Source organism: Tildeniella sp., from assembly GCF_059505325.1.
In genome coordinates, this window is the sequence record NZ_JCACKI010000061.1 from 1 (window position 1) to 23870 (window position 23870).

Consider the following 23870-nt stretch of genomic DNA (forward strand, 5'->3'; position numbering starts at 1 on the left):
TTTGTCTACGTAGTCGCGGTTTTAACCGCCAGACACTTTTAAAACATCCTCTAAGCTAGCAAGGGCTGCTCGGCGTTCAACAAAATGATTGAGTGCAGTGATGAACGTCTCAAAGCGGCTGATCTCGGTTAAAAAATCATCGTCTTCATCAACACCATCACAGGAATCTTTGGCATCAATGAAACAGAGGGGAAACTCATCTAGCGCATAAGGTTTTAGCGCTTCTGCCAGACTGTGGCGGTAGCTGGCAATTTTCTGGTCTTCCTCCCCTCCGGCGGCTGACATTTCGTTAATCACCAACATCATCTTCCAGCGGTAGCCTTTGTCGTAGGCTAGCTTCTTAAAGTTTTCGACGGTAAGCGTATCGAAAAGCATGTAGGTCAAGCAGAATACCAGCAAATCGGCTTTAGCGATTGCCTCATAGGTGATTTCGTCATGGTCAGCGCGATCAGTGAAGAGTCCAGGTGTGTCGATGACTTTGATACCATTCCAGTCGTAGAGAGCCGTTTTATCGGTTGCTCTATCGATCTCATTCCTCAGCTCAGTCCAGAATGATTGCAACAAATTGACGAAGCGGTAGACACAGGTAAAGCAAGCGCACCTAAGTAATCGAGCGTTGTCCATCTGCCTCGTCAAACCGAATCCAAGTCTTTGTCAAGGAGCCTGATACAGCCCCCTTGACACCATATCGCTAAAATGCAATTATTTAGGAGTCCTAAATAATTAAGCATCATGAACAACTAAAACACCACTGTCCTACCAGTTGAAGAAACTGCATTCCGCTTCGATCGATGTTTCGCCACACCACTCAAAAGCATCGGCATAGTGCTGTCTTAAGAGAATGCGTTTCTCACTTTTTGACTATTCCCACTCCCTTTCATCTTTAGTTCATACAAGAGGTTGTCATGAAACGTTTTCTCATTGCTTTACTTGGTATTGGCTTAAGCATCATGTTGGGTGTATTCCATTTCAGTCTTAAAACTGATGCTCATCCTACAACTCAATCCGCGTCAGCACCAACGGCTCAAGCAGTGCCTCAGGTTGTACCAACTCCAAAATCACCTGATTTAGAAGTGATTGGTACCAGCGTCCGCTATCTCAAAGAGGCAGATATACTCGTTTTTGAGCAAACGGTGAAAGGAACGGCTGGCAAAACATTGCCCAAACCCAGGGGTAGCGTTGATGGCGCACCCGTATTGGGCTACGTCTTTCCAACGACTCTAAAGCCCGAAGATGCAGGGTTTGGCAAGGTTGAAGGGATTTTAGCACTGGCAGTCACATCCCATCCAGATTTCGATGATACGCCTCTGTGGGATGAGAACAACAACTTGAACTACGCCGATGATGGCATTGTTTTTCACAGTCATTGGGTAGTGCTAGTGAAGGACGATCGCGTTCCTGGTGGCTTGTCGGTCAAACAGTTCAACAAAACCGATAAGACAGTTGTACTTCCACCCACCCACCCCGGTATGCCAATGTATTTGGATTCTCCCGGCTTCTCAGTGGTGCTGAAAGGCAACAAGCTCACCGTTCTGGTTCCGGCTCAACGCCTTCATTCCAAAACGGAATTCAAGTTTGATGGAGTCGTTGCCTATATGCAAGTGAACGCCACGAACAAAAATCTCCCCATGCTTGGGGTATATCAGGCATACAGCGTGAGTTCAGGAAACTTAAGCCTTCCCTACAATGTGCAACCTCAATAACGGAGAAGATCAAATGACCCTCAATATTGAATTGCTCGAAAGCAGTTTCGCTCAAATTAAGGGCAATAGCTCAGAGTTTACGGCACAGTTCTACAGGCTACTCTTTGCAGACTACCCAGAAGTCCAGCCTTTATTTGTCCACACGAATATGGAAGCGCAAGGCAAGAAGTTATTTCAATCTCTGGTGCTGGTTGTGAATAACTTGCTTCAACCAGACGTATTAAGCAACACGCTCAAAGGATTGGGAACTCAGCACCTTCAGTATGGTGTGTTGCCACAGCATTATCCGATGGTGGGCAGTAGCTTACTGAAAGCATTTGAGGCAACTCTGGGCACTGCCTGGACTCCTGATGTTCAACAAGCGTGGACAGAGGCGTATGGAGCCGTTGCTCAACTGATGCTGGACGGTGCCAACTACTCACCAGAACAGGTAATATTTGCCAGCGATCGAAAAATAGTGGGTTAGTAAACCTGACTAGCAACCAGGTTTACTGACTGGATTCCATAAACATCTGAAAGGAGAACATGATGCCAATCGCGGTTGGCAAACAGTTGCGGCTAAGTGTGCAACCGTTGCTGCTGCTAACAACGACTCGAAAAAGTGAGGTATACGATGAATGACTATTGTTTGGTCGACTGTGGTTTTCACGATCAGTTAGAAGCATTCGCAACGCTGCGGCAGACTTGTCAAATTTCTTATCGCACTGCCACTGAGGAGATCGTTGAAGTTCAAAGTCAAATTGTCGATGTTTATGCTGCGGACAAAGCAGATTTTTTGAAGCTGAAAGATGGGACTGAAATTCGGCTCGATCGCCTGATTTCAGTTAATGGCAACCCCACTCGTTTTGCTCAGGAGTAAACTGATGATTACACTCCACCATTTACTTGGTGCTTTACACGGTCAGTGTTCATGGACAACTCTCAGCCCGATCGCGACACAGAATCAACGCTTCCTGCTGAATCTCCGATTACTGGTGCCAGCGCAAATCCCTTTGATGCCTCAAGCGCGGTCGAGCAACATATTTTGATTGGGTTAGAAAAAATCGGGTTGGCATTGAAAAGTCAATCCTGGCAGGATGCCGGACAGCAAGGATTAACGCCAACTCAAGGGCAAATTCTGGCGCTTTTAATTGATCAGGGTGAATCCGGGATGCGGTTATCAGAGGTGGCAAAAAATCTTGCCGTCACAGCGGCGACAGCGAGTGATGCAGTGACTTCGCTAGTTGAGAAGAGCTTAGTGCAAAAGACGCGATCGCCCCAGGATGGACGAGCGATAGCGATTACATTAACCACTCAAGGACAAAAAGTCGCCGCCCAAACCGCATCCTGGTCTGATTTTTTGCTCAACACGGTAGATGAGCTATCGGCAGCAGAACAAGTAATCTTCCTGCGGGGACTCATCAAAATGATTCGCAAGCTTCAAGCACAGGGACAAGTATCCGTCGCAAAAATGTGTGTCACCTGTCAATTTTTTCAACCCAACCGTTATTCAGATGCAGAACGTCCGCATCATTGTGCGTTGGTGAATGCGCCCTTTGGCGATCGACATCTTCGCCTCAACTGTGCCGAACACCTTGCAGCCGATTCTGAATTGGCGAAACAAAACTGGAAACGATATCTTTCGCAATCCTCCCATCCCCAGCCAGATTAACCGACTGACTTCACCCAATAGTTGACATCAGAGGGGGGCGTAAAGCCCGCATTTGGATCAATAGGGAGTCGTGCCCTGATAACTGGTACCGTCTGGCATGATTGCCCAATCTAACTGGGCATTTGTCAAATTGGCACCACTTAAGTTAGCGTTCTGCAAGTTTGCGTAACGGAGATCAGCCCCATTCAAATTTGCATCTTTGAGGTTTGCGTTGATAAGAATGGCACCGTATAAGCTGGCTTTCTGCATCTGAGCCTGTATAAAGCTGGCGTTTCTAAGATTTGCATCGCGTAATTCAGCCTGCTTTAATGTTGCGTCTTTCAAGTTGGCTTGCGACAGATTGATGTTCAATAGTTGTGCTTGGCTGAGGTCTGCTCCAACCAGATTTGCTTTGCCTAAATCTGCACCCTGGAGATTGGCTGCCTTCAGGCTCGCTGCGCTGAGTTGAGCACCTTGCAAGGTGGCGTTAATGAGTTTAGTTTGGCTCAGGTTTGATCGAGTGAGATTGGAGTAGCTAAAATTGGCTCGACTCAGATCTGTGCCATGTAAATCAATGCCACTCAATTGGCACCGGATACACGTCTTCGTTCGCAAAAGCTGTTCTGGATCGATCGACGTTTCAGGTGTGACATTGGCTGCGCGATCGTCTTTAGTAAGCGTCGCCTCATGCACTTTTGCGGCAACAGGCGGTTGCAGTGCTTGCCTGAGCCTTAACATACCAACCAGGCAGGTTCCCAATAGCGCTGCTGCAATCAGAAGCAATCTCAAGTTCATGAATTTAGTCAAGGTAGTGTGAAGGAACGCATTAGGAGAATGATGATGCACCAAATTGTTGGGCGTAATTAAACTAAAGATGATTTTGGGGGTGGAGGGGGTGGAATCCCCTGCCTGGAGGCAACGCCCCCAAACCGCTCCCTCACACTTAATTGTGGCTACCTACTTACTGATAGTATTCGCGCCTGGCGCTACCAACCGGGACTAAGCACTTAAAGTTTCGATAAATCTGCGGTTTGTAACGCCCGAGAGACCCAGAAACAGGCTAAGAAATGTGATAGGTCGAGTGTTCTTGTGTGTTTCAATTCTTTTAGAAAAAATTTAAGTACCTAGACCAAACCTCTTGCAGAAGTGCTGGAGGTTTGGTTGGTTCTACTTTAAATCGGTTAGTCGTGCGACGTTTGACGACTCAACCTAAAGGTTGCACTACTGCTTGCCAGCGTTTTCACTTATCCCTTCGTTCAAGTGGAGCAGTAACCATGAACAGTTCTGTCTTTGGAAAAGTTTTGTTGTCTGCTGTCCTCACCTCCTGTGCTGTCTTTTCAGTCTTGACGCTGGCATTTCTGCCACGCCAAGCGGAACCCATTCTTGCTGAGTCCACAACGGGTGAGTCTACTGAAGACATCAACCACCGTGATGTCGTCATTCGACATATTGGCATCTCCATTGTGGTGAGCGTTGGCGCTGGCATCACAACAGCGGAACTGCTCCGTAAATGGAGGCGATCGCGGACAGTGGTTCCAGAGGGGCGACAAATTTTGAGTGCCCAAGCCATATTGCAAGCGGTTAATCCTCCAGATATGGCTCTCGCTGTGAATGGACTGACGGCTTCACCACTCAGTCTGACCGACAATGGTGAGATGCCAACCGATCGACTGGAGTTTCAGCCACCTGCTATTCCAGCTTTAGAGTCCGATCGTGATGTTGACTGGGAGAACACAGCATTACCGCTGTCTCTCTTTCAGCCATTGGTGGCACTGCCAACCGAAGACGTGAACTGGTTTCCACTCATTTCATCAAACAGTACGTTGTCAACGGCTTCAGAACAAATGCCAGCAGTAGACTCGTCTTTAACATCGCACCTGCTCTTGGCATCGCGTGAGCAGTATCAAACGTGCCGTATTCATCGGACAGAACTGCCAGAGCGTCTGTTTGCCATTCTTTTTGAGGATCAATACTATCGTTTTGTCAAGGTGGTGAGCAGTCGTGAACAGGCTCTTGGCATCGTCACAAGGCTTAAGCAACGAGGCGAACCAGCCGTGATGACTCATAATGAAGAGCGCTATGCGGTTTGGGCGCTAGTGCCAGATGCGTGCCCGGAGACACCCACCTCCAGCGATGCTGATAGTGCAACTTGCTTGTGTGTCAGTCACCCAGCAGCATGACGGTGTTTATAGAAATGATCACACATGATGAACTGAATTCATTTGAACGTTTTAATGAACGCGATCGTAGAATACCCACCTCCAAATGAAGGGTATTGACAGTCGTAGTTCCAATTGCAGGCAAATCCATCATCGCGTCAATATCCATAATTGCAACTGCCTAAAAGGAATTTGGTCTCACTCACTTTGTTATTGACAGTTGCGTGCAAAACACAACATTCAATCATCTAATGTGCTGGCGCGCGATCGACCCTCAGCATATCCAGATGGGTTAAGAAGGTGCGACGCAAATGTATTCATGCTGGCTTTCGAGCGTATAGCTCTATGAATTGGCTTGTCTTTGAGTTGGTTTTTCTTCGGCAAAAAAGCGGAAAAGTTCAGTAGAAAAGCGGAAAAGTTCAGTAGAAAAGCGGAAAAACTTACACGCTCTTCATAGAAATTTCCCTGATTCCGTTATCGATCGACCGAATACATGACTCAGAACCGGATGTCATTCTTCTTTAAACTTGTTCAGGGCATCTTCTCGCTTCCGTTGTGAAACAGGTAATCTTTCCGCAACTGTGGGCTGACATAGCGCTATTGGTAGGCACTGCATCTGCGATCGCAAGGCATAAATGCTTGCAACACTCTAACGTTTGCACGGTTGCTTTCGGACTGTAGCGCTTAGTAGCAACAGAACTAACAGAATCAAGCGCTTCAAAATCAGCGCAAATCTCACCTACAAGCATTTCATTCTGTTGTCTCCTCGCTTTAGCCTGCTGCTGAGCAGTGGATGCAAAAGTCCTGATTAGAGTTCTTTGCATTTATACAGTTCTTTCAAGCAATCACTGTCCTGCTAATGGTTGCCTGCTCATTCCAGGTGAATTAATCGCAGCACATCACCCTACTAACCGTGCGGTGCGTGACTTCGCACGATGGCATTAAACGTTGTGGGATGGCTTCTACTTAACCAAAACTATGACTTTTAAAACACGTTCGATCGCTCGTCCGGTACTGCCGCTACTTAAACCGATCCGGCTCAAGCCACGCTTTCATCTCGGCTTTACGTTCGCCATTTTACTGACTACGGGGGCAGCAGAGACGCTGATTCATTGTCCATCTGCTCTAGCGGATCTGACGAAACTCAACGATCGCAAAGAGCACTCAACTGATTCAGTTGCTGTCAAAGCGACAAACAGTAATTCTGTACAGATTCCGGTTGTGAAAGAACAGCAACCAGTGAAAGCAATGCCCCAAGTAGTGGCAGATGCAATGTTATCCTCTGCTGCTGGGAGTCAATCTTTGTTTGACGCGACGCTGTTCGATGCAACCAAGCTTCAAATCGCGGCAAGGGCTGGGCTACTGACACCATCTTTAGAGACGCAAGAGACACAGACTTCCTACATCAGAAACGCATCCTATGAGCAGCGTCCTTGGCTAAAGCGACCAGAAAAGCCTGAACAGACACAGCGTTTGACTGAACGATCGCCCTTACTAATAGCCGATTCGGGTGTACCAGCACCATCTGACAAAGTGCTGCGGCAGGGCAGCGAGGTACTCGGTGTACCGTCAGTGCAGTTGCAGGGCGTATTCAAGCAAGAAGGCAGCGATACTTCGGCACGGGCACGCTTGAGAGGCTTCTACCCGGTGACACCCAATGCTGGCTTTGGAGCTGAGGTCGATTTGACGACCGGTAGAGGGTTTGCCGATTCGCAAGAAACAGGGCTGAATCTGAACGAGCTGTATTTTGCTGGATCACTGCCGTCGCTGCCAACGTTGCGATTGGTCGTAGGTTTGATGGATTTGACCTCGTATTTTGATCGCAACAGCTTCGCCAAAGACGGCGCGACGCATTTCTTTAACTCGGTTTTTCAAACAAACCCAGCGCTGGCAGCAGCAGGCATTGCCTCACGTCCGGGGCTATTGGTGAACTGGAGCGTGACGGATGACATTGACCTCAAGGCAACCACGTTTTCGTCAAACCGCAATCTCGGTGATTTCCATCTGGATGCGTTTGCAGGGGAAGTGGGTGTGCGGTTTGGTACTGCCATCATTCGTGGCACCTACGTCTCCTCCCGCGATGCCGGGCGGCGAAGCGGCTTTCGAGAGATTTTTGACATCCCGCGATCGGGTAGAGCCGGACCGCAACCGGGCGATCGGGAAGAAGCTTACGGTATCAACGCCGAAGTTTTTATTCCTAGCCTCAAACTTGGTCTCTTCGGTCGCTATGGGCATTACACCAATCTGGCTCTAGACACTAGCGGCACGACTTATAGCGCGGGATTGAACTTTCTGGATGTCTTTATGCCGAGCGATCGCCTGGGGTTGGGTTACGGACGGCAACTGTCGAATGACGACCTCCGACGATCGCGAGGCGACAACAACCCCGATGTGCTGGAGTTGTTTTACGACTTCCGCATCACGCCCAATCTGCGTGCAGCAGTGATGCTTCAGGAACGCAATGGTTTTTCGGAGACGGTCTTAGGCGTTCGTGTCAGAACGGATTTTGACCTTTCGTCAGTCTTTAGGAGGTCGAGATGAGAGATTTGAATCAGTGGTTGGGAGGCAGCAGTCAGCGGTCAGCGGTCAGCGGTCAGTCGAGCCACCCTCACCCTAGCCCTCTTCCCAAAGGAGAGGGAACAAGAGTTCTAAGCCCTTCTCTTTGGAGAAAAAGGGTTGGGATGAGGGCGATTGATATTGCCACACAGCCACGCCTTTACCTTTTACCTTTTACCTTTTGCCTTTTACCTTTTCTACTGATCGCGCTGTCGGGAATGCCATCGCAGGCGCAATCTATGTCGGCGAGACAGGGCTATACGTTGCTGAATCGGGGCTTTGTGAACGATGCGATCGCCGCGTTTCAGGCAGCGTTGCGGCAAAATCCGCAGTCTCTAGAAGCAAAGTTGGGACTGGCGATCGCCTATCAACGGGCGGGACAGGATGCAAAGGCATGGCAGGCGTATCAGCAGGTATTGGTGGAGGACTCGAAAAACCTCACGGCACTCTCTGCGGTCGGTCTGTTGGGTGGCTATCGATCGGAGTGGCAGGCACGAGGCATTGAGGCACTGACCACACTATTAACGCTGGCTCCTGATCGAACGAGCGATCGTACTCAGCGGGCGTTGCTCTACAGCTACCAGGGGCGTTTTACAGAAGCGCTGACGGATTACCAAGTGCTGCTTCAGAAACCTACGCCAACTATACTTCTGGGCACAGCTCAGGCATACACCTATAGTGGCAATTATCGGCAGGGCGTGACGCTATTTGAGCGCTACACCGCTACGGGGAAGAGACTACCAGTTGATGCCGTCATTGCCTATGCGACCGCACTGCGAGAGACAGGTAAGCCAGAGCAGGCAATCCCGTTGCTGGAGGCGCAACTCAAGCAGTTGAAGGCTTCAGATCGAATGGCGATCGAGGTGCGATCGGCTCTGGCAGTCGCGTATCAGGCAAACCAACAGTCTGATGAAGCCCGCTTGATTTTGCAACCACTACGCAGTCAGCCAAACGCAACGCTGCCACTGGCACGAGCACTGAGTCAGATTGGGCGACAGTCAAGCGATACAGCGCTGTATGCGGAAGCAGTGGAGCAGTATCGTCAGGTGCTACGCCAAACTGCCAACCCATCACCGGGACTGGTAACAGAAGCAGCGGATGTGTTTAGCGAGTTTCCGTCGTCGCAGCAGGCAGCACTGTCGCTATATGAGCAATTGATCAAGCAACAGCCAGAGCCAAGCTTAGTGGTTAAACGTTTGGCGATCGCCCAGCAGCTAGGACAGATCACTTCTGGTGAACTGCGGCAACAGCTACAAACTGCCTTACAACCGCTGCCTGATAGTGCTACAGAGCGACAGTCTCTTGCCCTCGCCCTTATTCGCCTCGATCCACCCGATCCGGAACTGCTGCCCACCTATCAGGAGCTTTTGCAGCGCGGTGTGGATGCGCCCTTTTTACACTTTCGAGTCGCGCAAATCTGGGTGCAGAAAGGTGATTTGGAACAAGCACGGCAGGCATTACAAGTGTATAGTGCGACTGCTGCTGGTGCGCGCGATCGTGCCTCCCAAATCCTGTTAGCTGACATTGAACGGCGAGACGGCAAACTAGATGCCAGCGCCCAACGGTACGAGGCGATTATTGCCTCCAATCCACCTGCTTCCATCTTGTCAAACGCCTTACTGGGACTGGTAGACGTACGAGAGAGACAGGGACGATCGGACGAAGCATTGAACGTTTATGACCAGGTTTTGGCAACCCGATCCCAAGACTTTCGCCTTCAGTTGGGTCGAGCCAGCGTTGCCTATCGATCGCAGCGGATTACGCAAGCTGAGGCAGAAACGGTGCTAACCACATGGCTCCAATCGCCCTCTGCGAATGAAACGCCACCCGAATTATTCAGCCTCGTGGGAGCATTGCCAGCCGATGCCGAACGAGAAGCGCTTTACAAAACTTTGCTGACAGTGAATCCAGATAGCCTCCCCATTCAGCGTCGTGCCTTGCAAGTGCTGGCAGTCCGCGATCCAGCAACGGCACGATCGCAGGTTGAACAGCTTGTCACACGCAACAAAGGCGATATAAATGCTTACTTTGTGCAAGGCGATCTGGCGCAAACGCTGGGAGATTTAGCGCTGGCGAACCAGGCATACACCGCAATTTTGCAACAGCAGCCCAATAATGTAGACGCGATCGCTGCCCTTGCAGGGGTACGGTTCCAGCAGCAGCGCTATGCCGAAGCCAGCGCCCTCTACAACCGTGTGCTGGTGCTGAGACCTGATGACCTCGATACCCGTCGCATCTTGGGCGAACTGAGCCTTGCCCAGGATCGTCCAGGCGTTGCTCTACAACAGTTCAAAGCGTTGCGGCAAGCACAAAGCGCCAGAGAAATGTCTTCCTCACCATCAGGCGATCGCGCCACCGATCGCAAAATTGAGAAAATCCAGGTCGATCTCCTCCGACGACGCGGTTTCCAACCCTCCTGGGAGCGCTACTAGGAAGTTTTTAGTTTTTAGTTTTTAGTCTGGCAACTGACAACTAGTAACCAACAACCAACAACCAACAACTGCTCTAGCCTTCTACCTTCTGCCTCCCCTATGAACCCCCGCACTACCCATTTTGCCTCTCTCTTCGATCGCGGCACACGAAGATTCTGCCTGCGCCTATTGCCGATCGCGCTCTTCCTCATCACGCTAGTATGCAGTCTGGGCTTGGGTTGGCAGCAGGCAACAGTGGCTCAGTCCCCTCCTGAAGCTCCGGTTACGTCTCCCAATGCGGGGATTGATAAAGTGCCAGCACCGCCGCAATCGGCTGGGGAAGCGGCAGCAAAAGACCCTGACGTTTCGGATGCGGCTAAAAAAGGCGCTATCGTTGCACCACTGGCAGCAGGGCAATATGTTTTGGAGTTCAACCGGAGTCCAGTGGTGGGCAACCGTCTGCGGCTGCGGAGCATTTATGATGAGACGCGATTGCGGTTTACGCGTCCCCGTGCCTGGAAGCCCAAAGCCGCCAAACTTCAGCTACGGTTTCGCCATTCGCCAGCGTTATACGCGACGCGATCGAATCTCACAGCCTACGTCAACGGTGCCAGCGTGGGCAGTTTGCCGCTCAACAAAAAGCAGGGCGAAATCGGCAGCGCGATTTACGACATCCCACCAGACCTGATTCAGGACAACAACGAAGTTGTGATTGCCGCACTGCAAAACAACTCGCCCACCTGTACACAAGACCCGTTCGATCCATCGTTGTGGACGGAGATTTTGCCTGATTCCAAGCTGGTATTTGACTTTCAACCCCAGCCGATCGCGCTCAACTTCAGCCGCTACCCTTATCCCATTTTTGACGACCTGAGCCTGGAGCCAAACCAGCTTGCGTACCTGCTGCCGAACGCGATCGATGAATCCTGGCTCACTGCGACCACGCGCTTTCAAACAAATGTGGGGCGGTTTGCTCAGTATCGTCCGCTGAACACGCGCCTGCTGACGGCGATCGACCAGATGCAGCCAAATGAACGGCTCGTTGTTGTGGGCACTCCCAAAACGCAGCCTGCGCTGGCGCAACTCAAACTACCGCTGTCGTTGAAAGACGGTCAGGTGCGAGACGACAAAAAGAACGTGCTGCCGAATGATGCAGGTGTGCTGATGCTGACCACAACACCTGACAAACGCCATCCCGTTCTAGTCGTGACTGGCAATGGATCAGACGGTGTGGCAAAGGCAGTGCAGTTTCTCATTCAGTCGCGCGATCGCCAGCTTGGTACCGGGCAGGCGATCGTCGTGCGCCAAGTCACCGATGTACCTGCACCCTCACCCCGCGAATGGTCGGGCTATCTGCCAATTGCTAACAACTTTCAGCTTAAAAATCTGACTACCTTCGACAACCAGCCTTACGAAGATATGACCGTGCGGGGTGCCGATGCTCCAGTGATGGAGTTCGACTTTCGTGCCCTGCCTGACGATCAGTTCGCCACGGGGAACTTCATCAATTTGAACTACAGCTACAGTCCTCAGGTCAACCCGCTCACCTCCCTGATTGAAGTGCAGCTAGATGGATTGGCGTTGGTAGGCAAAAAGCTTGATTCTGTCACAGGCGCGTCGCACGAAACCCTTCGAGTCGCACTGCCAGAAGACCGCATCAAGCCCAACTCCAAGATTCGTGTCCGGTTTCAGCTTGATCCCCGCGAACGTCGTTCTTGCAACCGCGCCCTCGACCAGCAGCTTTGGGGCACTATTCACGCCGATACCAGCTTTGACCTCAATCGGACGAACGTTGTGCAGGTACCTGATTTGAAACTGCTGCAATTTGGCTATCCCTTTGCCTCTCCTCAGGATTTGTCCAAGACGGCGATCGTCCTACCCGATCGCCCCAGCACGAACGATCTCGCCCTGCTGTTTGAAATCAGCGCTCGTTTGGGACGACTCAGCCAGTCAGAATCGGTGAAGCTGGACGTGTTTCGGGCAAATAAATTACCGACCACCGTGCGGAGCGATCGCCATCTCGTCGCCATCGGCACCCGCGAGCAGTTTCCTCTCCCCGATGCCTTGCAGTCCGAAGGCTTTACCCTCCAGGAGTCCTTTCGTCGTCAGCGCGGACAAAGCCAGGTGCAAACCCTTCCCGATGCCGAAGGTTTGGTCAAAGAAATCGTGTCGCCCTGGAACCGCGATCGCGTCCTGCTCATGCTCAGTGGGCAGACCAGGGCAGGTTTAGATCACGTCCGCGACCTGCTCAACCGCGACTTTCTCTTCTTTCAACTGCGCGAAGACACTGTCCTCATTGACGCTGCCGACCCAGACCCCAATCCCTATAACCCCAACGCCTACACGCTGGAGTTTTTGCAACAGGCAAAGCAAAAGCAGCAGTTGAGTCAAACGAGCTGGCTCGATCGGTTCCTGCAAACCCTGCGCGTCAGTTGGTTTATTCTCGCTCCCGGTTTTGTGGTTGCTGCGCTGCTGCTGTATGCGATCGCGCAGTCGTATTTAGGGCGGTTGGGGAAGAAGTGAAAGCGGAGTGCAGAAGGCAGGAGGCAGAAGGCAGGAGGTAAAGGATAAAGAATGAAGGCTAAAGGCTAAAGGCTAAGAGGTTGTTTGAAAAGTGTCTGGCGGTTAAAACCGCGACTACGTAAACAAAGTCCGCCTGCGCGGACGACCGCAGAGTAAGGGTTTTATCACCTGCAACGGCAGGTTTTGCCTCTGTAGCCGCGACTTCAGTCGCCAAGGCTACAAGCATCTGGACTTTTAAAGCGTCCTCTAAAGGCTAAAGGCTAAAGGATGAAGGATGAAGGGGGTTTCAAGCTTAGATTTCAACTTTCCGAGTTCCAAGCTCCATCTTCCGAGTTCCAAGCTCCATCTTTCGAGTTCCAAGCTCCATCTTTCGAGTTCCAAGCTCCATCTTCCAAGTTCTCAGCTCGACCTTCCGAGTTCTAAGCTCGACGTTCCGAGTTCTAAGCTCGACGTTCCGAGTTCTCAACTCCATCTTCCGAGTTCTCAGCTCGACGTTCCGAGTTTCAAGCCCCATCTTCCGAGTTCTCAGCTCAATCTTCCGAGTTCTCAGCTCAATCTTCTAAGTTTCAAGCTCGACTCTACAGCCTAAAACAGCAAACTGCAGCTCACTCCCTATCCCCCTCCTACTCCCCACTCCCCACTCCCCACTCCCTACTCCCCACTCCCCACTCCCCACTCCCCACTCCCTCTCCTACTCCCCATGCTCAAGCTCCCTCTTCAGGTTCATCGCCAACCGCCTCAAACAACTCCAAACTGGCAGTTGTGGCTAACCACATGGTTAGTCGATCGCCTGCCTCTATGGTCTGACGGCACGTTACGCTGGCTTACCCGCTATCAGCTTGTCCTTTTGGCAGCCGCTTCTTTGTGGCTGTGCCTGCCGTTGATCACCGAGCGACCGCCCGTTTGGCAGCAGGCTGTTTTGGCAGCGATCATGGTATCGGTTGGGGCTGTGATTGTGAGGCTAGAAGAGCAGCGGACTGACACTCACAGTAGTGAACGGTTGCATCTGTTCCTCATTGCGTTGAGTATGCTGACAACCGTGCGGTATCTTTACTACCGCACGCAGTACACGATGAACCTGGATAACTGGCTAAACGGCTTTTTCTGTTTGCTGCTGTATGTTGCAGAGCTGTATGCGATCGGCACCCTCCTGCTTGCCTACTTTCAGACGCTGAAGGTGCGCGATCGTAAGCCCGTTGACCTTGCCACTATGCCTCAAGACGAATGGCGCTCTGTTGATATCTACATCCCCACCTACAACGAGGATGTTGAAATTGTCCGTAAAACAGTCCTTGCGTCACTGGCGATCGATTATCCGGCAGACAAAAAACGGGTTTACGTCCTGGACGATGGTCGCAAACTGCCAGAGCGTCGGGAAATCTTGCAACAAATGTGTGACGATCTGGGCTGCGATTTACTGACGCGAGACAACAATGACCACGCCAAAGCAGGCAACATCAATACTGCCTTAGTTAGAACTACTGGCGATCTGGTTATGATTCTTGACTGCGACCACATCCCCGTGCGCCACTTTCTGCAACACACCGTCGGCTTCTTCCAAAACCCCAAAGTAGCGCTCGTGCAAACGCCCCACTGGTTCTATAACCCTGACCCCTTCGAGCGCAATCTGCTCACAGGCGGACAAATTCCAGTCGGCAACGAACTGTTTTACAAAGTGCTGCAAAAGGGCAACGACTTCTGGAATGCTGCTTTTTTCTGCGGTTCTGCTGCTGTCATCCGCCGCGATTACATACTCGAAATTGGCGGCATTGCCACCGAAACCGTCACCGAAGACTGCCATACCTCCCTCCGCCTCCACTCCCTCGGCTACGAAACCGTCTATTACGACAAAATCATGGTGGCAGGGCTGGCACCCGAAAAATTTTCTGCCTACGTAGGGCAACAGGTACGCTGGGCGCGAGGTATGGCGCAGATTCTACGACTTGAAAATCCTCTGTTGAACCGCAAACTCAAGCTTAGACTGGCTCAACGGCTTTGCTATTTCAGCGCCACGTCTCACTTTTTCTTCGGGTTTCCTCGCTTGATGTATGTCATTGCTCCAGTGCTGTATCTCTTGTTGGGCATTAATTCGGTCAGAGGATTGGGCTTCGAGACACTGTGCTACGCCTTGCCTCACATTCTTTTGTCGATGCAGACCAATCACATTCCATACAAACACGTCCGGTTTTCGTTCTGGAACGAGATCTACGAGTTTGCCTTGTCCTTTCAGGCGGGTATGGTCACTTTGCTGGCGCTGATCAATCCCAAGTTGGGATCATTCAATGTTACCGATAAAGGATTAACGGTGACAGAGCGCAATTTTGACCTGGAAAGCGTCCGTTATCTAGTCTTTTTAGGCGCACTCACGGCGGCATCACTCATTGCGGTGCCGTTTTGGTTTGTGGTGAGTCCAGAAGATGGTCAAGCGGTAATTATCAACGCCTTGTGGTGTGTGTTTGATTTGCTGCTTGTGATGGCGGCATGTCTGGTCGCCTTTGAACAACCGCAACTGCGGCAAGCGCATCGGTTGCCACGCCAGTTGACGGCGATCGTTCACAGCGATCGGCATTGGACAGGCACTACTACCAACGTCAGTGAATCGGGCGCACGGATTTTGCTGGATGTATGGCCCAACATCCCGGACGTAGTGCGAGTTGAGCTGGTCGGCGATTATGGAGCGAGAGTGCTGGTGGATGCTCATGTGATCCGAGCGATCGCCAGTGACAATCTGCAAACGCTACTCTCAGTCGAGTTCATCAACCTCACTCGCACTCAACGAGATGATCTGAGTGTAGTGATTTATTCCGATGTGAAGGAGTGGTATGCACAGAAACGCGCCACGGCGGATAATCCGCTGACCTCCCTTCGCTTTATTGCTAGCAGTTTTGGACGAGTTTTTCGTGAATTCAAACCAGAAACGGGCGTAAAAATTCGCAAGCAAGTCAATGCGATCGCCCAACTGTATTGGGAAGGCTGGAACGGGCATTCGCAAACCGCTGTAGTGACAGAAATTGGCATTCGTAGCATTCGACTAGAGTTTCAAACTGGCTCGGTTCCAGAGTTAGAACTCATTCAACGGACAAAGCCGCAGTTTGGCTTACTGGTTGCACGTCATGCGGATACTCCACTGGCTCAAAGTTTGGTGGCAGACGTGCAAAGCGTTGAGGGACGGTCGATCGCTGTAGCGACGCAGGCTTTTACCAATGACAATTCGACGAGCGATCGTGTGGCGATGGAATTAAGTTTCCCTATAGATTTAGATCGTCAACAGCAAAGCAAGATTAAGCAACTACTGCGATCGCTCGATCAACTTTAAAGTGGTGATTTCATCCACGATCCTTAGTAGCATATTGGGTGGTAGACATGGGAAATCTTGTGCCTGCGATAAAGCGGCATGACGTAGACTGAAGCTTATTCATATCCAACCGGGTCAACAGCTAACCGGAAGGTATAAGCTGATCGGCATTCAAATTTGCATCATCCTTCTGCCCTCTACCTTCTGCCTTCTAAGACAATTGACTCTGTAACTTAAAGGCTCATTAGCTTAGCCTTTCGCTCGTGCCACTGTTCCAGCCCTAATAGTCTCTTTTTGAAGTACGTGAGTAACAGTGATGACGATCAGGCGTTTAAAGCGCTGCTGGACTACTTGAAGCGATCGCGGGGTTTCGACTTTTCGGGCTACAAACGCTCTGGCTTTCAGAGGCGTGTGCAAAAGCAAATGCACCATAGAGAGGTTGCTACCTTTGAGGACTATATTGATTATTTGGAAGTACATCCAGAAGAGTTTGTTAGTCTTTTTAATACTGTCTTAATCAACGTCACGGGCTTTTTTCGGGATGCGCCTGCCTGGAGCTATTTGTGGGAGGAGGTGCTGCCTCAACTCCTAAAGACAAAGCCAGACCACGAACCACTGCGGCTTTGGAGTGCGGGCTGTGCATCGGGCGAAGAGGCATATACACTGGCAATGATTCTGACCGAACTGCTGGGTGCAAACGAGTTTCGGCAGCGCGTCAAGATCTACGCGACGGATGTGGATGAAGATGCCCTGGGGCAGGCACGTCAGGCGAGCTACAGCGCGAACGATCTGGCAGCATTGCCACCGGGCTTACAAGACCGCTACTTCGAGTTGGTCGTCGATCGCTACGTCTTTCGCGCTGACCTGCGACGCATCGTCATCTTTGGGCGGCATGACCTGGTGCAAGATGCGCCAATCTCTCGGTTAGATTTGCTCGTCTGTCGCAACACGCTGATGTATTTTAATGCCGAGGCACAGGCTCGTATTCTGTCGCGTTTGCATTTTGCGCTTAACGATACGGGCATTTTGTTCTTGGGCAAGGCAGAAATGCTGCTGACCCATGCTGAGTTGTTTACGCCGATAAGCCTGCCGCATCGCATCTTTGCTAAAGTGCCCAAACAAGATATGCGCGATCGCAGCCTGGGAGCAACCCAAAGAACAGACGAAGCGATCCATAGCTTGTCCGCGTCCTTACAGCTTCGAGAACTGGCGTTCAACGCCACGCCAACCGCACAGATCGTCATTGATCGAGAAGGCAATCTGATACTGGCAAATACACTTGCCCGATCGACCTTTGGGCTTACTGCTGAAAACATCGGTAGCCCGCTGCAAGATCTGGAAGTATCCTACCGCCCGTTGGAATTGCGTTCTCGTCTTGGGCAAGTCTATGCCGAGCGGCGATCGCTCATCGTCACCGATATTGTTCGCTATCTGACTGATGGCACCGTGCAGCATCTAGAAGCAGAGTTCACCCTGTTACAAAATGGCAGCGAACTACTGGGTATCAGTATTGTCTTCACCGATGTGAGCCATTACCAGGCACTACAAGCCGAACTCCAACGATCGAGCCAGGAGTTAGAAACTGCCAACGAAGAGCTACAATCCAGCAACGAAGAACTGGAGACAACCAACGAAGAACTCCAGTCCACCAACGAAGAGCTAGAAACGACCAACGAAGAACTCCAGTCCACCAACGAAGAACTGGAGACGATGAACGAGGAGCTGCAATCCACAAATGCCGAACTGCAAGCCATTAACGATGAACTGAGCCGACGCACCAGCGAAGCGAATCAAGCAAACGCCTTTTTGCAGTCCATTCTTGCCAGCCTTCGAGCAGGTGTGGTGGTGATGGATAATCAGTTTAATCTTCTAAGCTGGAATCGGCAAACCGAAAACCTGTGGGGGCTGAGTTCTGAAGAGGTCTCAGGACAGTCATTTTTCAACCTGGAGATTGGGCTACCCGTTGATCAACTGCGAGAAATGATTCAACGCTGCATTGCGGGGGCAAATCAGCTAGAGTTGAGCATCGCTGCTGTGAACCGTCGCGGACGATCGTTTCGCTGTCGCGTCACCTGTAATCCACTGCTGGGCGCTGAACAAGAGCATCAGGGTGTGATTCTCATCATGGAGGAAGTGAGCTTGTGAGTGCTGTTGACGTTCAGGTGTTGAAGCTGCAAAACGCACAACAGCGGGTGCAGATTCTGGCACAGAATACCGAAGCGTTTCTGCTAGAGCCGGAGCTGCTTTCGACTGTGCTAGAAGAGTTGGCAGTCGTCTTAGAAGAACTGCACCAGCACCATGAAGAACTGTACGCCACTCGTCAAGCGTTAGAAGAACAGCGTCAGCGCTACCAGGAACTCTTTGACTTTGCGCCTGATGGCTATTTAGTGACTAACGTGCAGGGCGTTATTCAGGAGGCGAATCAGGCAGCCAGTAGCTTGTTTCGTGTTCGTCAGGCATTTTTGGTGGGTAAACCGCTCATTGTCTTTGTGGCAAAGCCCGATCGCCGTGCGTTTCATACCTATCTCAGACACTTGCAAGTAGAACCTCAGCACCGTAATTGGGATCTGCATCTTAGACCGCGAAAGGGTGAGGTCTTTCCAGCAGTGATCACAACGTCGGCAATCCGCTCAAGCCAGAACGTGTTGCTAGGCTGGCGATGGCTGGTGCGAGACATTACAGACCTGAGACAGGCTGCTGTCATGGTACGAGAGTCGTCAACCGAAAAAAGATTAGATGACTTGCGATCGAGCTTTGTCCAAACCGTCTCTCACGAACTGCGGACACCGCTGACGGTTATTGTCACATCAATCGAGTTGCTGAAACGTCACGCTGCTGCCGCTAATGAAGCCAAACAGCAAACCTATTTCGATCGCATGCAACAGGCAGTTTGGCGCGTGAACGCCTTGCTCAATGATGTACTGCTTTATGACGAGATTGACTCTGGCAAACGGCTGTTTAGCCCAGCCCAGCTTAACCTGAATGCTGCTTGTCACAAAGCAGTGAGAAAGCTGCAAAGCTCTGAGGACGATCGCCCGATCACCATTGACAGTCATAGCGCGTGCGATGCCGTTTGTCTTGATGCCGAACTTGTGCAGCACATGCTCGATCGCCTGCTCTCTAATGCTCTGACGTATTCGCCCAACGATACTACACTCTGTGTGACCTTACGCTGCGACAGCAACCCTACCGGCATCAGCGTACATAATGAGGGCACTATTCCACAGGAGCAGCAGACACGTCTGTTTGAGCCGTTCTATCGACCAGAGGCGACAGTACATCTGCCAGGGGCTGGACTGGGACTGGCGATCGTCAAAAAAGCTGTAGCCTTACATGGTGGAGCAGTGGCAGTTGCCAGTAGTGCGACCACTGGCATAACCTTCAGCATTACGCTGCCAAAACTCGAAGCTTAATTGAATAAGACCCTATGCAAGCAGTCGCACAAGTCAGTTTAGATACTGCATCATTGATTCTGCGGTTGTCTGGTAGCAAACCCTACCCCTACCGATAGCTACCGCGATCGCCCATTGCCTGAGATCCTTTCGCTTTCCAGTCAAAGGGGTAAATTTACGGACGTAGAAAGAAAGACTGAAGGCAATCTTTATCCTTATTTGAGTACTCTATCGGATGGTTTTAGTGAGAAAAGAAACCAGAATTGATATAGATCTGAGGAACGCAATCGGGAAAGCTAGACAGCTATAGGGGGCAACTATGTTCGTTTAGCTTTTGCGTTTAGAACTGCGTCCTTACAGGCAGACTGCCTGACCCTGGGGGCTTATTAGGGTCAGGCAATTTTTTGCAAATTTTTGTGCCCATACCGCTCAAGGTCATAGGGATTTTCATAGTAGGTGAGACTATTCTGGGCGATCGCCTGCAATTGTTGCGCCCACTCTAACCACTTCAAACTCATGAGAAATCCCTAGACACGCTGGTTTACGTCATAGGAAACATGCTGTTTCGTTAACCAACGATGCAGCATTGCCAGGGCGATCGCCAGCAGCAAAATCAAGACGGGTATACTTTCCAATCCCGCACGGTTCGCCACCCAACCAATCGTCGTTGGAATGATCGCAGCCCCTAAACTGGCAACACTGGTGACAAAGCCGATCGCCGCTGGCACAACTGCTGCAGGGACTCGCTGGGGCATGAGCCAGATGGTGGTGGGAAAAATTGCTGCGATCGCAAACCCAATCAAGGGCAAACTCACCCATTGCCCCGGCAGCAACCACCACGTCACTAAGCCAATTGTGAGCAGGGCTAAGGAACCATTGACCAGGCGAACGGCTCCCAATCGGTTCACTAAAACGCCCAACATCACTCGCCCGATCGTAAATCCCAGCCACATAGCACTGATGCTGTATCCGGCTGTGGCTGCCGGAAACCCCCGACTCACCTGCTGCACCGTGTATGCCCAATTGCCCAGGGATGCCTCTGTACCCACCGAAACCAGCAGAAACAGACTCGAAACCAGAACGATCGGCGTTTTAAGCGCCAACCGGAGATTAGCAAAGATGTGAGGCTCAGAGGCGGCGGTTCGCACTAGCATCGGCGAGTAGTGCGTGATGATAATCCAACCGACCCCCACAACCAGCAGTGCCACAAGGCTGGCAATCACGAAGTAAACTTGCCGCCAGTTTAGCCCCAGCAGCAGCAAGGTGGTGGCGATCGCGGGTCCCAGTAACGCCCCAACGCCATAGAAGGCGTGCAGCAGTCCGATCCACTTCGGCTCTTGCTGTTCGCTCACCATGTAGGTGTTGATGCTGGCATCAATTAAACCAATGCTCAGTCCCAGTAAGGTTCCGATAGTCACCATGACCAACCAGGTCGGAGCCAAGCCATAGAGTATCAGAGCCGTTGTGAGCGAGACGGCAGCCATCAACAGCATCGGTGCCAATCCTAGACGGCTACTAATCAGGCTACTGCTGAAGGCAGCAAACACGTAGCCTACAATCTGGCTAATAAACAAAAATGTGACCGTCGCAGGGGTGAGATTAAACGTCTCCAGAATCGAGGGCAGCAGGACACCGATTCCACCTTCGGCAATGCCAATCGAAATGAAAGCATAAAAGGCGATCGCAATGCCAATCCAGGCAGGAGCTTGAGAGCGGAGCGATCGGTTGTGGTTACGCCTGAATTGACTGAATTTCATAAGCAAAGGAGTAGTGATGACGATGTTAACTGAATCGATTCAGCGATCAAACAATGAAGAGGCTTGAGACCTTTGGTAGTGCCGTGCTTCAATCCACTCCAGTACAGCTTGCAACGAGTTCAGGTAGAAGCGGCGATCGGTAACAGGATCATAAACTTGCCAGTAAACCTGTCCGTCTTTACCTGAAACTTCGGAAAACTGGGGTGACTCGCTGGAAAGCAAACGATAGCAAAAACGATTCCAAAGCCCTTGAATCGTACTCAAAAACATTTGCTGAAGGAAATTTGGCTGGGTTGTAGAAGATTCAAGTAACTCAAGCGGTTGGTCGAGAGACTGCGGTTGACGAGTGCTCATAAGATAAGTCCTTGACGCTTTGGTGACCTTCTTCTGAATCGATTCAGTTTCGTTAATCATCCTATCCGCTGTATCTTGAACGATCAAGTGCCTCTGCTCTATCAAAAGTAAGATTTCAGAAAACGGCTGGCGATCGCGATGAATGACCTCAACCCCCCAAAGCCTGTAACTCTTCTGGATATTGCCAAAGCACTGGGGATTTCCCGCACCACCGTTTCCAATGCTTTTAACCGTCCAGACCAACTTTCTCCAGACCGGCGGGAGCGCATCCTGGCAACGGCAAAAGCAATGGGCTACTCAGGACCGAACCCAACAGCACGCCTGTTGCGAACGGGACAGGTGGGCGCGATCGGAGTTGTCTTCAGCGAATCATTACCCTATGCCTTCAGCGACCCAGTGGCGATCGCCTTTCTCCAGGGCATCGCCAGCGTTTGCGAACCTGCCAAAACCAGTTTGCTGATTGTGCCGCTACATCGCGGTGGCACAACACTCGATACAGTACAACGCGCTGTGGTTGATGGCTTCATCATTTACTCCACACCGGATACAGATGCAGCGACGGCTCAAGTGTTGCAGCGCAACTTACCTACGGTAATGGTGGATTGCTCCCCTGTCGTAGGCGTTTCATCGGTCAGCATTGACGATCGACGAGCGGCGCGGGCAGCGGCGGCTCACCTGATTCGTCTGAGACATACAAGGTTGGGCATCATTGCGATGGAACTGCGATTTGATCAGTATGAGGGAATCGTGGATGCTCAACGCATTGCAACTGCTACCTTTCCTCATGCCCTCGCCCGGTTACAAGGCTACCAGGATGCCATGCAGGAGGCGGGGCTTGACCCCCGCCACACTCCGATTGAAGAACGGGTGAATCGAGAGGATGGTGGGTTTACCGCGACGCTTGCCCTGCTCAATCGCACACCTCGACCCACCGCAATTTTAGCGATGAGCGATCGTCTGGCAGTGGGAGCCTTACGAGCTGCCGAAACGCTAGGTTTAAATGTACCGCAGGAGTTATCGATCGTCGGCTTCGATGATATTCCGTTAGCATCGCAGATTCGACCGAGGCTCACCACGGTGAGGCAACCCTTGGTGGAAAAAGGGGCAGTCGCCGCAAGACTATTGTTAGAAAATTTTGATCAACCGATCGCTCAAGTCTTGCTCACTGAACTCGTCCTGCGAGAATCATCAGAAGCTGTAACTGAGAACGGCGACGTTATAAATTAGCTGAAATGCCTTAACAAGAAGTGACCCGATCGACGCAACGTTGCGCAGTGAAGCTGCTCATATCGTAACGCTCGCCTTGTCAACCAAACAGCCATCCTCCATGTAGACAATCTTGTCGGCAAGGTCGAGAATGCGATTGTCGTGGGTGACTAACAGAATCGTGCAACCCTGTTCTTTAGCAAGTTTTTCCATCAGTTCCACCACATCTCGCCCCGATTTTTTGTCCAGTGCGGCTGTAGGTTCATCGGCTAAGACAATTTGGGGACGGCTGACCAGGGCACGAGCGATCCGTTGACCTCTGATTGGCGGCGGGCGATCGTGGCTGCTTGTGTGGCAATCTAGCCCTGTAACTGGGCTTGCAATCGGGCAATTTCAGCTTGTTGCGCCGCGATTTCTCCAGACTTTACTCCGGCTCTCACTTGTGCCAGTTTGGACTGGGCAACTTTGACTTGTTGCTGTGCTTCTAACAGGGCAGTTTGTAAGCGGTCGTAACTTTCTAAGATTGCAATTACCTGATTGATCTGGACGCGATCGCCCCGCTTCACGAACAACTGCTTGACCCGATCGTTATTGAGCGTAGTGGAAACCGAGACGCTCACCACTTCTGAGACAGGTTCCAGTCGTCCCAGTGCAGCAATCGGTTCATTTACAGGCGCGGATTGCACAGGTTCAACGGGTTTGCGACCCAACTGACCCACCGTGTAAGAGAACAAACCAGTGGCAATCACCGCTCCAGCAATGATTAGAGCAAGGGTCGATCGATTCAGTGTTTTTAACCTCTGCAACGCCATTCAGGTTTCCTCTGCTTTAACGTCAGTTCGACGAGGTCAAAAGATAGCCGGAGGCAATGCTGGCAAGTCTTT

The 23870-nt window shown here is 51.2% G+C and carries 18 protein-coding genes and 1 pseudogene; 12 read left to right on the forward strand and 7 right to left on the reverse strand.

The genetic code is table 11. From position 1 onward, the window contains the following. Positions 1 to 21 precede the first annotated feature (21 nt). Entirely contained in the window at positions 22 to 561 is a 540-nt protein-coding gene (locus AC5JO6_RS20880) for a P-loop NTPase family protein (protein ID WP_496082968.1), read from the reverse strand. A 344-nt stretch (positions 562 to 905) separates the two neighbouring features. On the opposite strand from AC5JO6_RS20880, the gene AC5JO6_RS20885 reads away from it, so the two are divergent. The 4 genes from AC5JO6_RS20885 (at position 906) to AC5JO6_RS20900 (ending at position 3354) form a co-directional block, all read left to right on the forward strand. Further along, a complete protein-coding gene (locus tag AC5JO6_RS20885; RefSeq protein ID WP_496082969.1) occupies positions 906 to 1703 on the forward strand; it encodes a hypothetical protein in 798 nt (265 codons plus the stop codon). 13 nt (positions 1704 to 1716) lie between these two features. Further along, on the forward strand, positions 1717 to 2169 hold the full coding sequence (locus AC5JO6_RS20890) for a globin family protein (protein WP_496082970.1): 453 nt from the start codon (positions 1717 to 1719) through the stop codon (positions 2167 to 2169). 147 nt (positions 2170 to 2316) lie between these two features. Beyond that, complete coding sequence (locus AC5JO6_RS20895; RefSeq protein ID WP_496082971.1) at positions 2317 to 2562, forward strand: hypothetical protein; 246 nt, start codon at positions 2317 to 2319, stop codon at positions 2560 to 2562. A gap of 51 nt (positions 2563 to 2613) precedes the next feature. Further along, on the forward strand, positions 2614 to 3354 hold the full coding sequence (locus AC5JO6_RS20900; protein WP_496082972.1) for a MarR family winged helix-turn-helix transcriptional regulator: 741 nt from the start codon (positions 2614 to 2616) through the stop codon (positions 3352 to 3354). Between the two features lie 57 nt (positions 3355 to 3411). Here AC5JO6_RS20900 and AC5JO6_RS20905 read toward each other — a convergent pair whose 3' ends face one another. Next, complete coding sequence (locus AC5JO6_RS20905; RefSeq protein ID WP_496082973.1) at positions 3412 to 4128, reverse strand: pentapeptide repeat-containing protein; 717 nt, start codon at positions 4126 to 4128, stop codon at positions 3412 to 3414. 479 nt (positions 4129 to 4607) lie between these two features. Here AC5JO6_RS20905 and AC5JO6_RS20910 point away from each other — a divergent pair, with 479 nt between their 5' ends. From AC5JO6_RS20910 to AC5JO6_RS20940, 7 genes are all read left to right on the forward strand, one after another. Next, entirely contained in the window at positions 4608 to 5513 is a 906-nt protein-coding gene (locus AC5JO6_RS20910) for a hypothetical protein (RefSeq protein WP_496082974.1), read from the forward strand. Between the two features lie 957 nt (positions 5514 to 6470). After that, positions 6471 to 8033, forward strand: coding sequence for a carbohydrate porin (locus AC5JO6_RS20915; protein ID WP_496082975.1), 1563 nt, complete (start codon positions 6471 to 6473; stop codon positions 8031 to 8033). After that, a complete protein-coding gene (locus AC5JO6_RS20920; protein ID WP_496082976.1) occupies positions 8030 to 10480 on the forward strand; it encodes a tetratricopeptide repeat protein in 2451 nt (816 codons plus the stop codon). Before AC5JO6_RS20915 ends, AC5JO6_RS20920 begins: the two co-directional genes overlap by 4 nt. A 99-nt stretch (positions 10481 to 10579) precedes the next feature. After that, the gene (locus tag AC5JO6_RS20925; RefSeq protein ID WP_496082977.1) at positions 10580 to 12982 is read left to right on the forward strand and encodes a cellulose biosynthesis cyclic di-GMP-binding regulatory protein BcsB; all 2403 of its coding nucleotides are present in this window, start codon (positions 10580 to 10582) and stop codon (positions 12980 to 12982) included. A 700-nt stretch (positions 12983 to 13682) separates the two neighbouring features. Further along, positions 13683 to 16298, forward strand: a complete 2616-nt coding sequence (gene bcsA, locus AC5JO6_RS20930) for a UDP-forming cellulose synthase catalytic subunit (RefSeq protein WP_496082978.1) — start codon at positions 13683 to 13685, stop codon at positions 16296 to 16298. 282 nt (positions 16299 to 16580) lie between these two features. Next, positions 16581 to 18422, forward strand: coding sequence for a CheR family methyltransferase (locus tag AC5JO6_RS20935; protein ID WP_496082979.1), 1842 nt, complete (start codon positions 16581 to 16583; stop codon positions 18420 to 18422). Then, positions 18419 to 19690 (forward strand): PAS domain-containing sensor histidine kinase, encoded by a 1272-nt coding sequence (locus tag AC5JO6_RS20940; RefSeq protein ID WP_496082980.1) that lies wholly within the window; start codon positions 18419 to 18421, stop codon positions 19688 to 19690. The genes AC5JO6_RS20935 and AC5JO6_RS20940 overlap by 4 nt, the downstream gene beginning before the upstream one ends. Before the next feature lie 371 nt (positions 19691 to 20061). On the opposite strand, the gene AC5JO6_RS20945 is transcribed toward AC5JO6_RS20940, so the two are convergent. The 3 genes from AC5JO6_RS20945 to AC5JO6_RS20955 are packed head-to-tail and all read right to left on the reverse strand — an operon-like array spanning position 20062 to position 21780. Beyond that, the gene (locus AC5JO6_RS20945; protein ID WP_496082981.1) at positions 20062 to 20187 is read right to left on the reverse strand and encodes an NUDIX hydrolase N-terminal domain-containing protein; all 126 of its coding nucleotides are present in this window, start codon (positions 20185 to 20187) and stop codon (positions 20062 to 20064) included. A gap of 9 nt (positions 20188 to 20196) precedes the next feature. Beyond that, positions 20197 to 21426 (reverse strand): MFS transporter, encoded by a 1230-nt coding sequence (locus AC5JO6_RS20950; protein ID WP_496082982.1) that lies wholly within the window; start codon positions 21424 to 21426, stop codon positions 20197 to 20199. Between the two features lie 39 nt (positions 21427 to 21465). After that, complete coding sequence (locus AC5JO6_RS20955; RefSeq protein ID WP_496082983.1) at positions 21466 to 21780, reverse strand: hypothetical protein; 315 nt, start codon at positions 21778 to 21780, stop codon at positions 21466 to 21468. A 138-nt stretch (positions 21781 to 21918) separates the two neighbouring features. Here AC5JO6_RS20955 and AC5JO6_RS20960 point away from each other — a divergent pair, with 138 nt between their 5' ends. Beyond that, entirely contained in the window at positions 21919 to 23007 is a 1089-nt protein-coding gene (locus tag AC5JO6_RS20960) for a LacI family DNA-binding transcriptional regulator (RefSeq protein ID WP_496082984.1), read from the forward strand. A gap of 57 nt (positions 23008 to 23064) precedes the next feature. On the opposite strand, the pseudogene AC5JO6_RS20965 reads toward AC5JO6_RS20960, so the two are convergent. Beyond that, positions 23065 to 23295, reverse strand: a pseudogene (locus AC5JO6_RS20965) (hypothetical protein); the annotation flags it as partial. A 50-nt stretch (positions 23296 to 23345) separates the two neighbouring features. After that, positions 23346 to 23798 (reverse strand): hypothetical protein, encoded by a 453-nt coding sequence (locus AC5JO6_RS20970; RefSeq protein ID WP_496082985.1) that lies wholly within the window; start codon positions 23796 to 23798, stop codon positions 23346 to 23348. Positions 23799 to 23870 lie beyond the last annotated feature (72 nt).

Excerpts from the sequence above, each read along its gene's own strand:
- AC5JO6_RS20885 (WP_496082969.1), top strand. The coding sequence starts at position 906 with ATGAAACGTTTTCTCATTGCTTTACTTGGTATTGGCTTAAGCATCATG.
- AC5JO6_RS20890 (WP_496082970.1), top strand. The coding sequence starts at position 1,717 with ATGACCCTCAATATTGAATTGCTCGAAAGCAGTTTCGCTCAAATTAAG.
- AC5JO6_RS20895 (WP_496082971.1), top strand. The coding sequence starts at position 2,317 with ATGAATGACTATTGTTTGGTCGACTGTGGTTTTCACGATCAGTTAGAA.
- AC5JO6_RS20900 (WP_496082972.1), top strand. The coding sequence starts at position 2,614 with ATGGACAACTCTCAGCCCGATCGCGACACAGAATCAACGCTTCCTGCT.
- AC5JO6_RS20905 (WP_496082973.1), bottom strand. The coding sequence starts at position 4,128 with ATGAACTTGAGATTGCTTCTGATTGCAGCAGCGCTATTGGGAACCTGC.
- AC5JO6_RS20910 (WP_496082974.1), top strand. The coding sequence starts at position 4,608 with ATGAACAGTTCTGTCTTTGGAAAAGTTTTGTTGTCTGCTGTCCTCACC.
- AC5JO6_RS20915 (WP_496082975.1), top strand. The coding sequence starts at position 6,471 with ATGACTTTTAAAACACGTTCGATCGCTCGTCCGGTACTGCCGCTACTT.
- AC5JO6_RS20920 (WP_496082976.1), top strand. The coding sequence starts at position 8,030 with ATGAGAGATTTGAATCAGTGGTTGGGAGGCAGCAGTCAGCGGTCAGCG.
- AC5JO6_RS20925 (WP_496082977.1), top strand. The coding sequence starts at position 10,580 with ATGAACCCCCGCACTACCCATTTTGCCTCTCTCTTCGATCGCGGCACA.
- bcsA (WP_496082978.1), top strand. The coding sequence starts at position 13,683 with ATGCTCAAGCTCCCTCTTCAGGTTCATCGCCAACCGCCTCAAACAACT.
- AC5JO6_RS20945 (WP_496082981.1), bottom strand. The coding sequence starts at position 20,187 with ATGAGTTTGAAGTGGTTAGAGTGGGCGCAACAATTGCAGGCGATCGCC.
- AC5JO6_RS20950 (WP_496082982.1), bottom strand. The coding sequence starts at position 21,426 with ATGAAATTCAGTCAATTCAGGCGTAACCACAACCGATCGCTCCGCTCT.
- AC5JO6_RS20955 (WP_496082983.1), bottom strand. The coding sequence starts at position 21,780 with ATGAGCACTCGTCAACCGCAGTCTCTCGACCAACCGCTTGAGTTACTT.
- AC5JO6_RS20960 (WP_496082984.1), top strand. The coding sequence starts at position 21,919 with ATGAATGACCTCAACCCCCCAAAGCCTGTAACTCTTCTGGATATTGCC.
- AC5JO6_RS20970 (WP_496082985.1), bottom strand. The coding sequence starts at position 23,798 with ATGGCGTTGCAGAGGTTAAAAACACTGAATCGATCGACCCTTGCTCTA.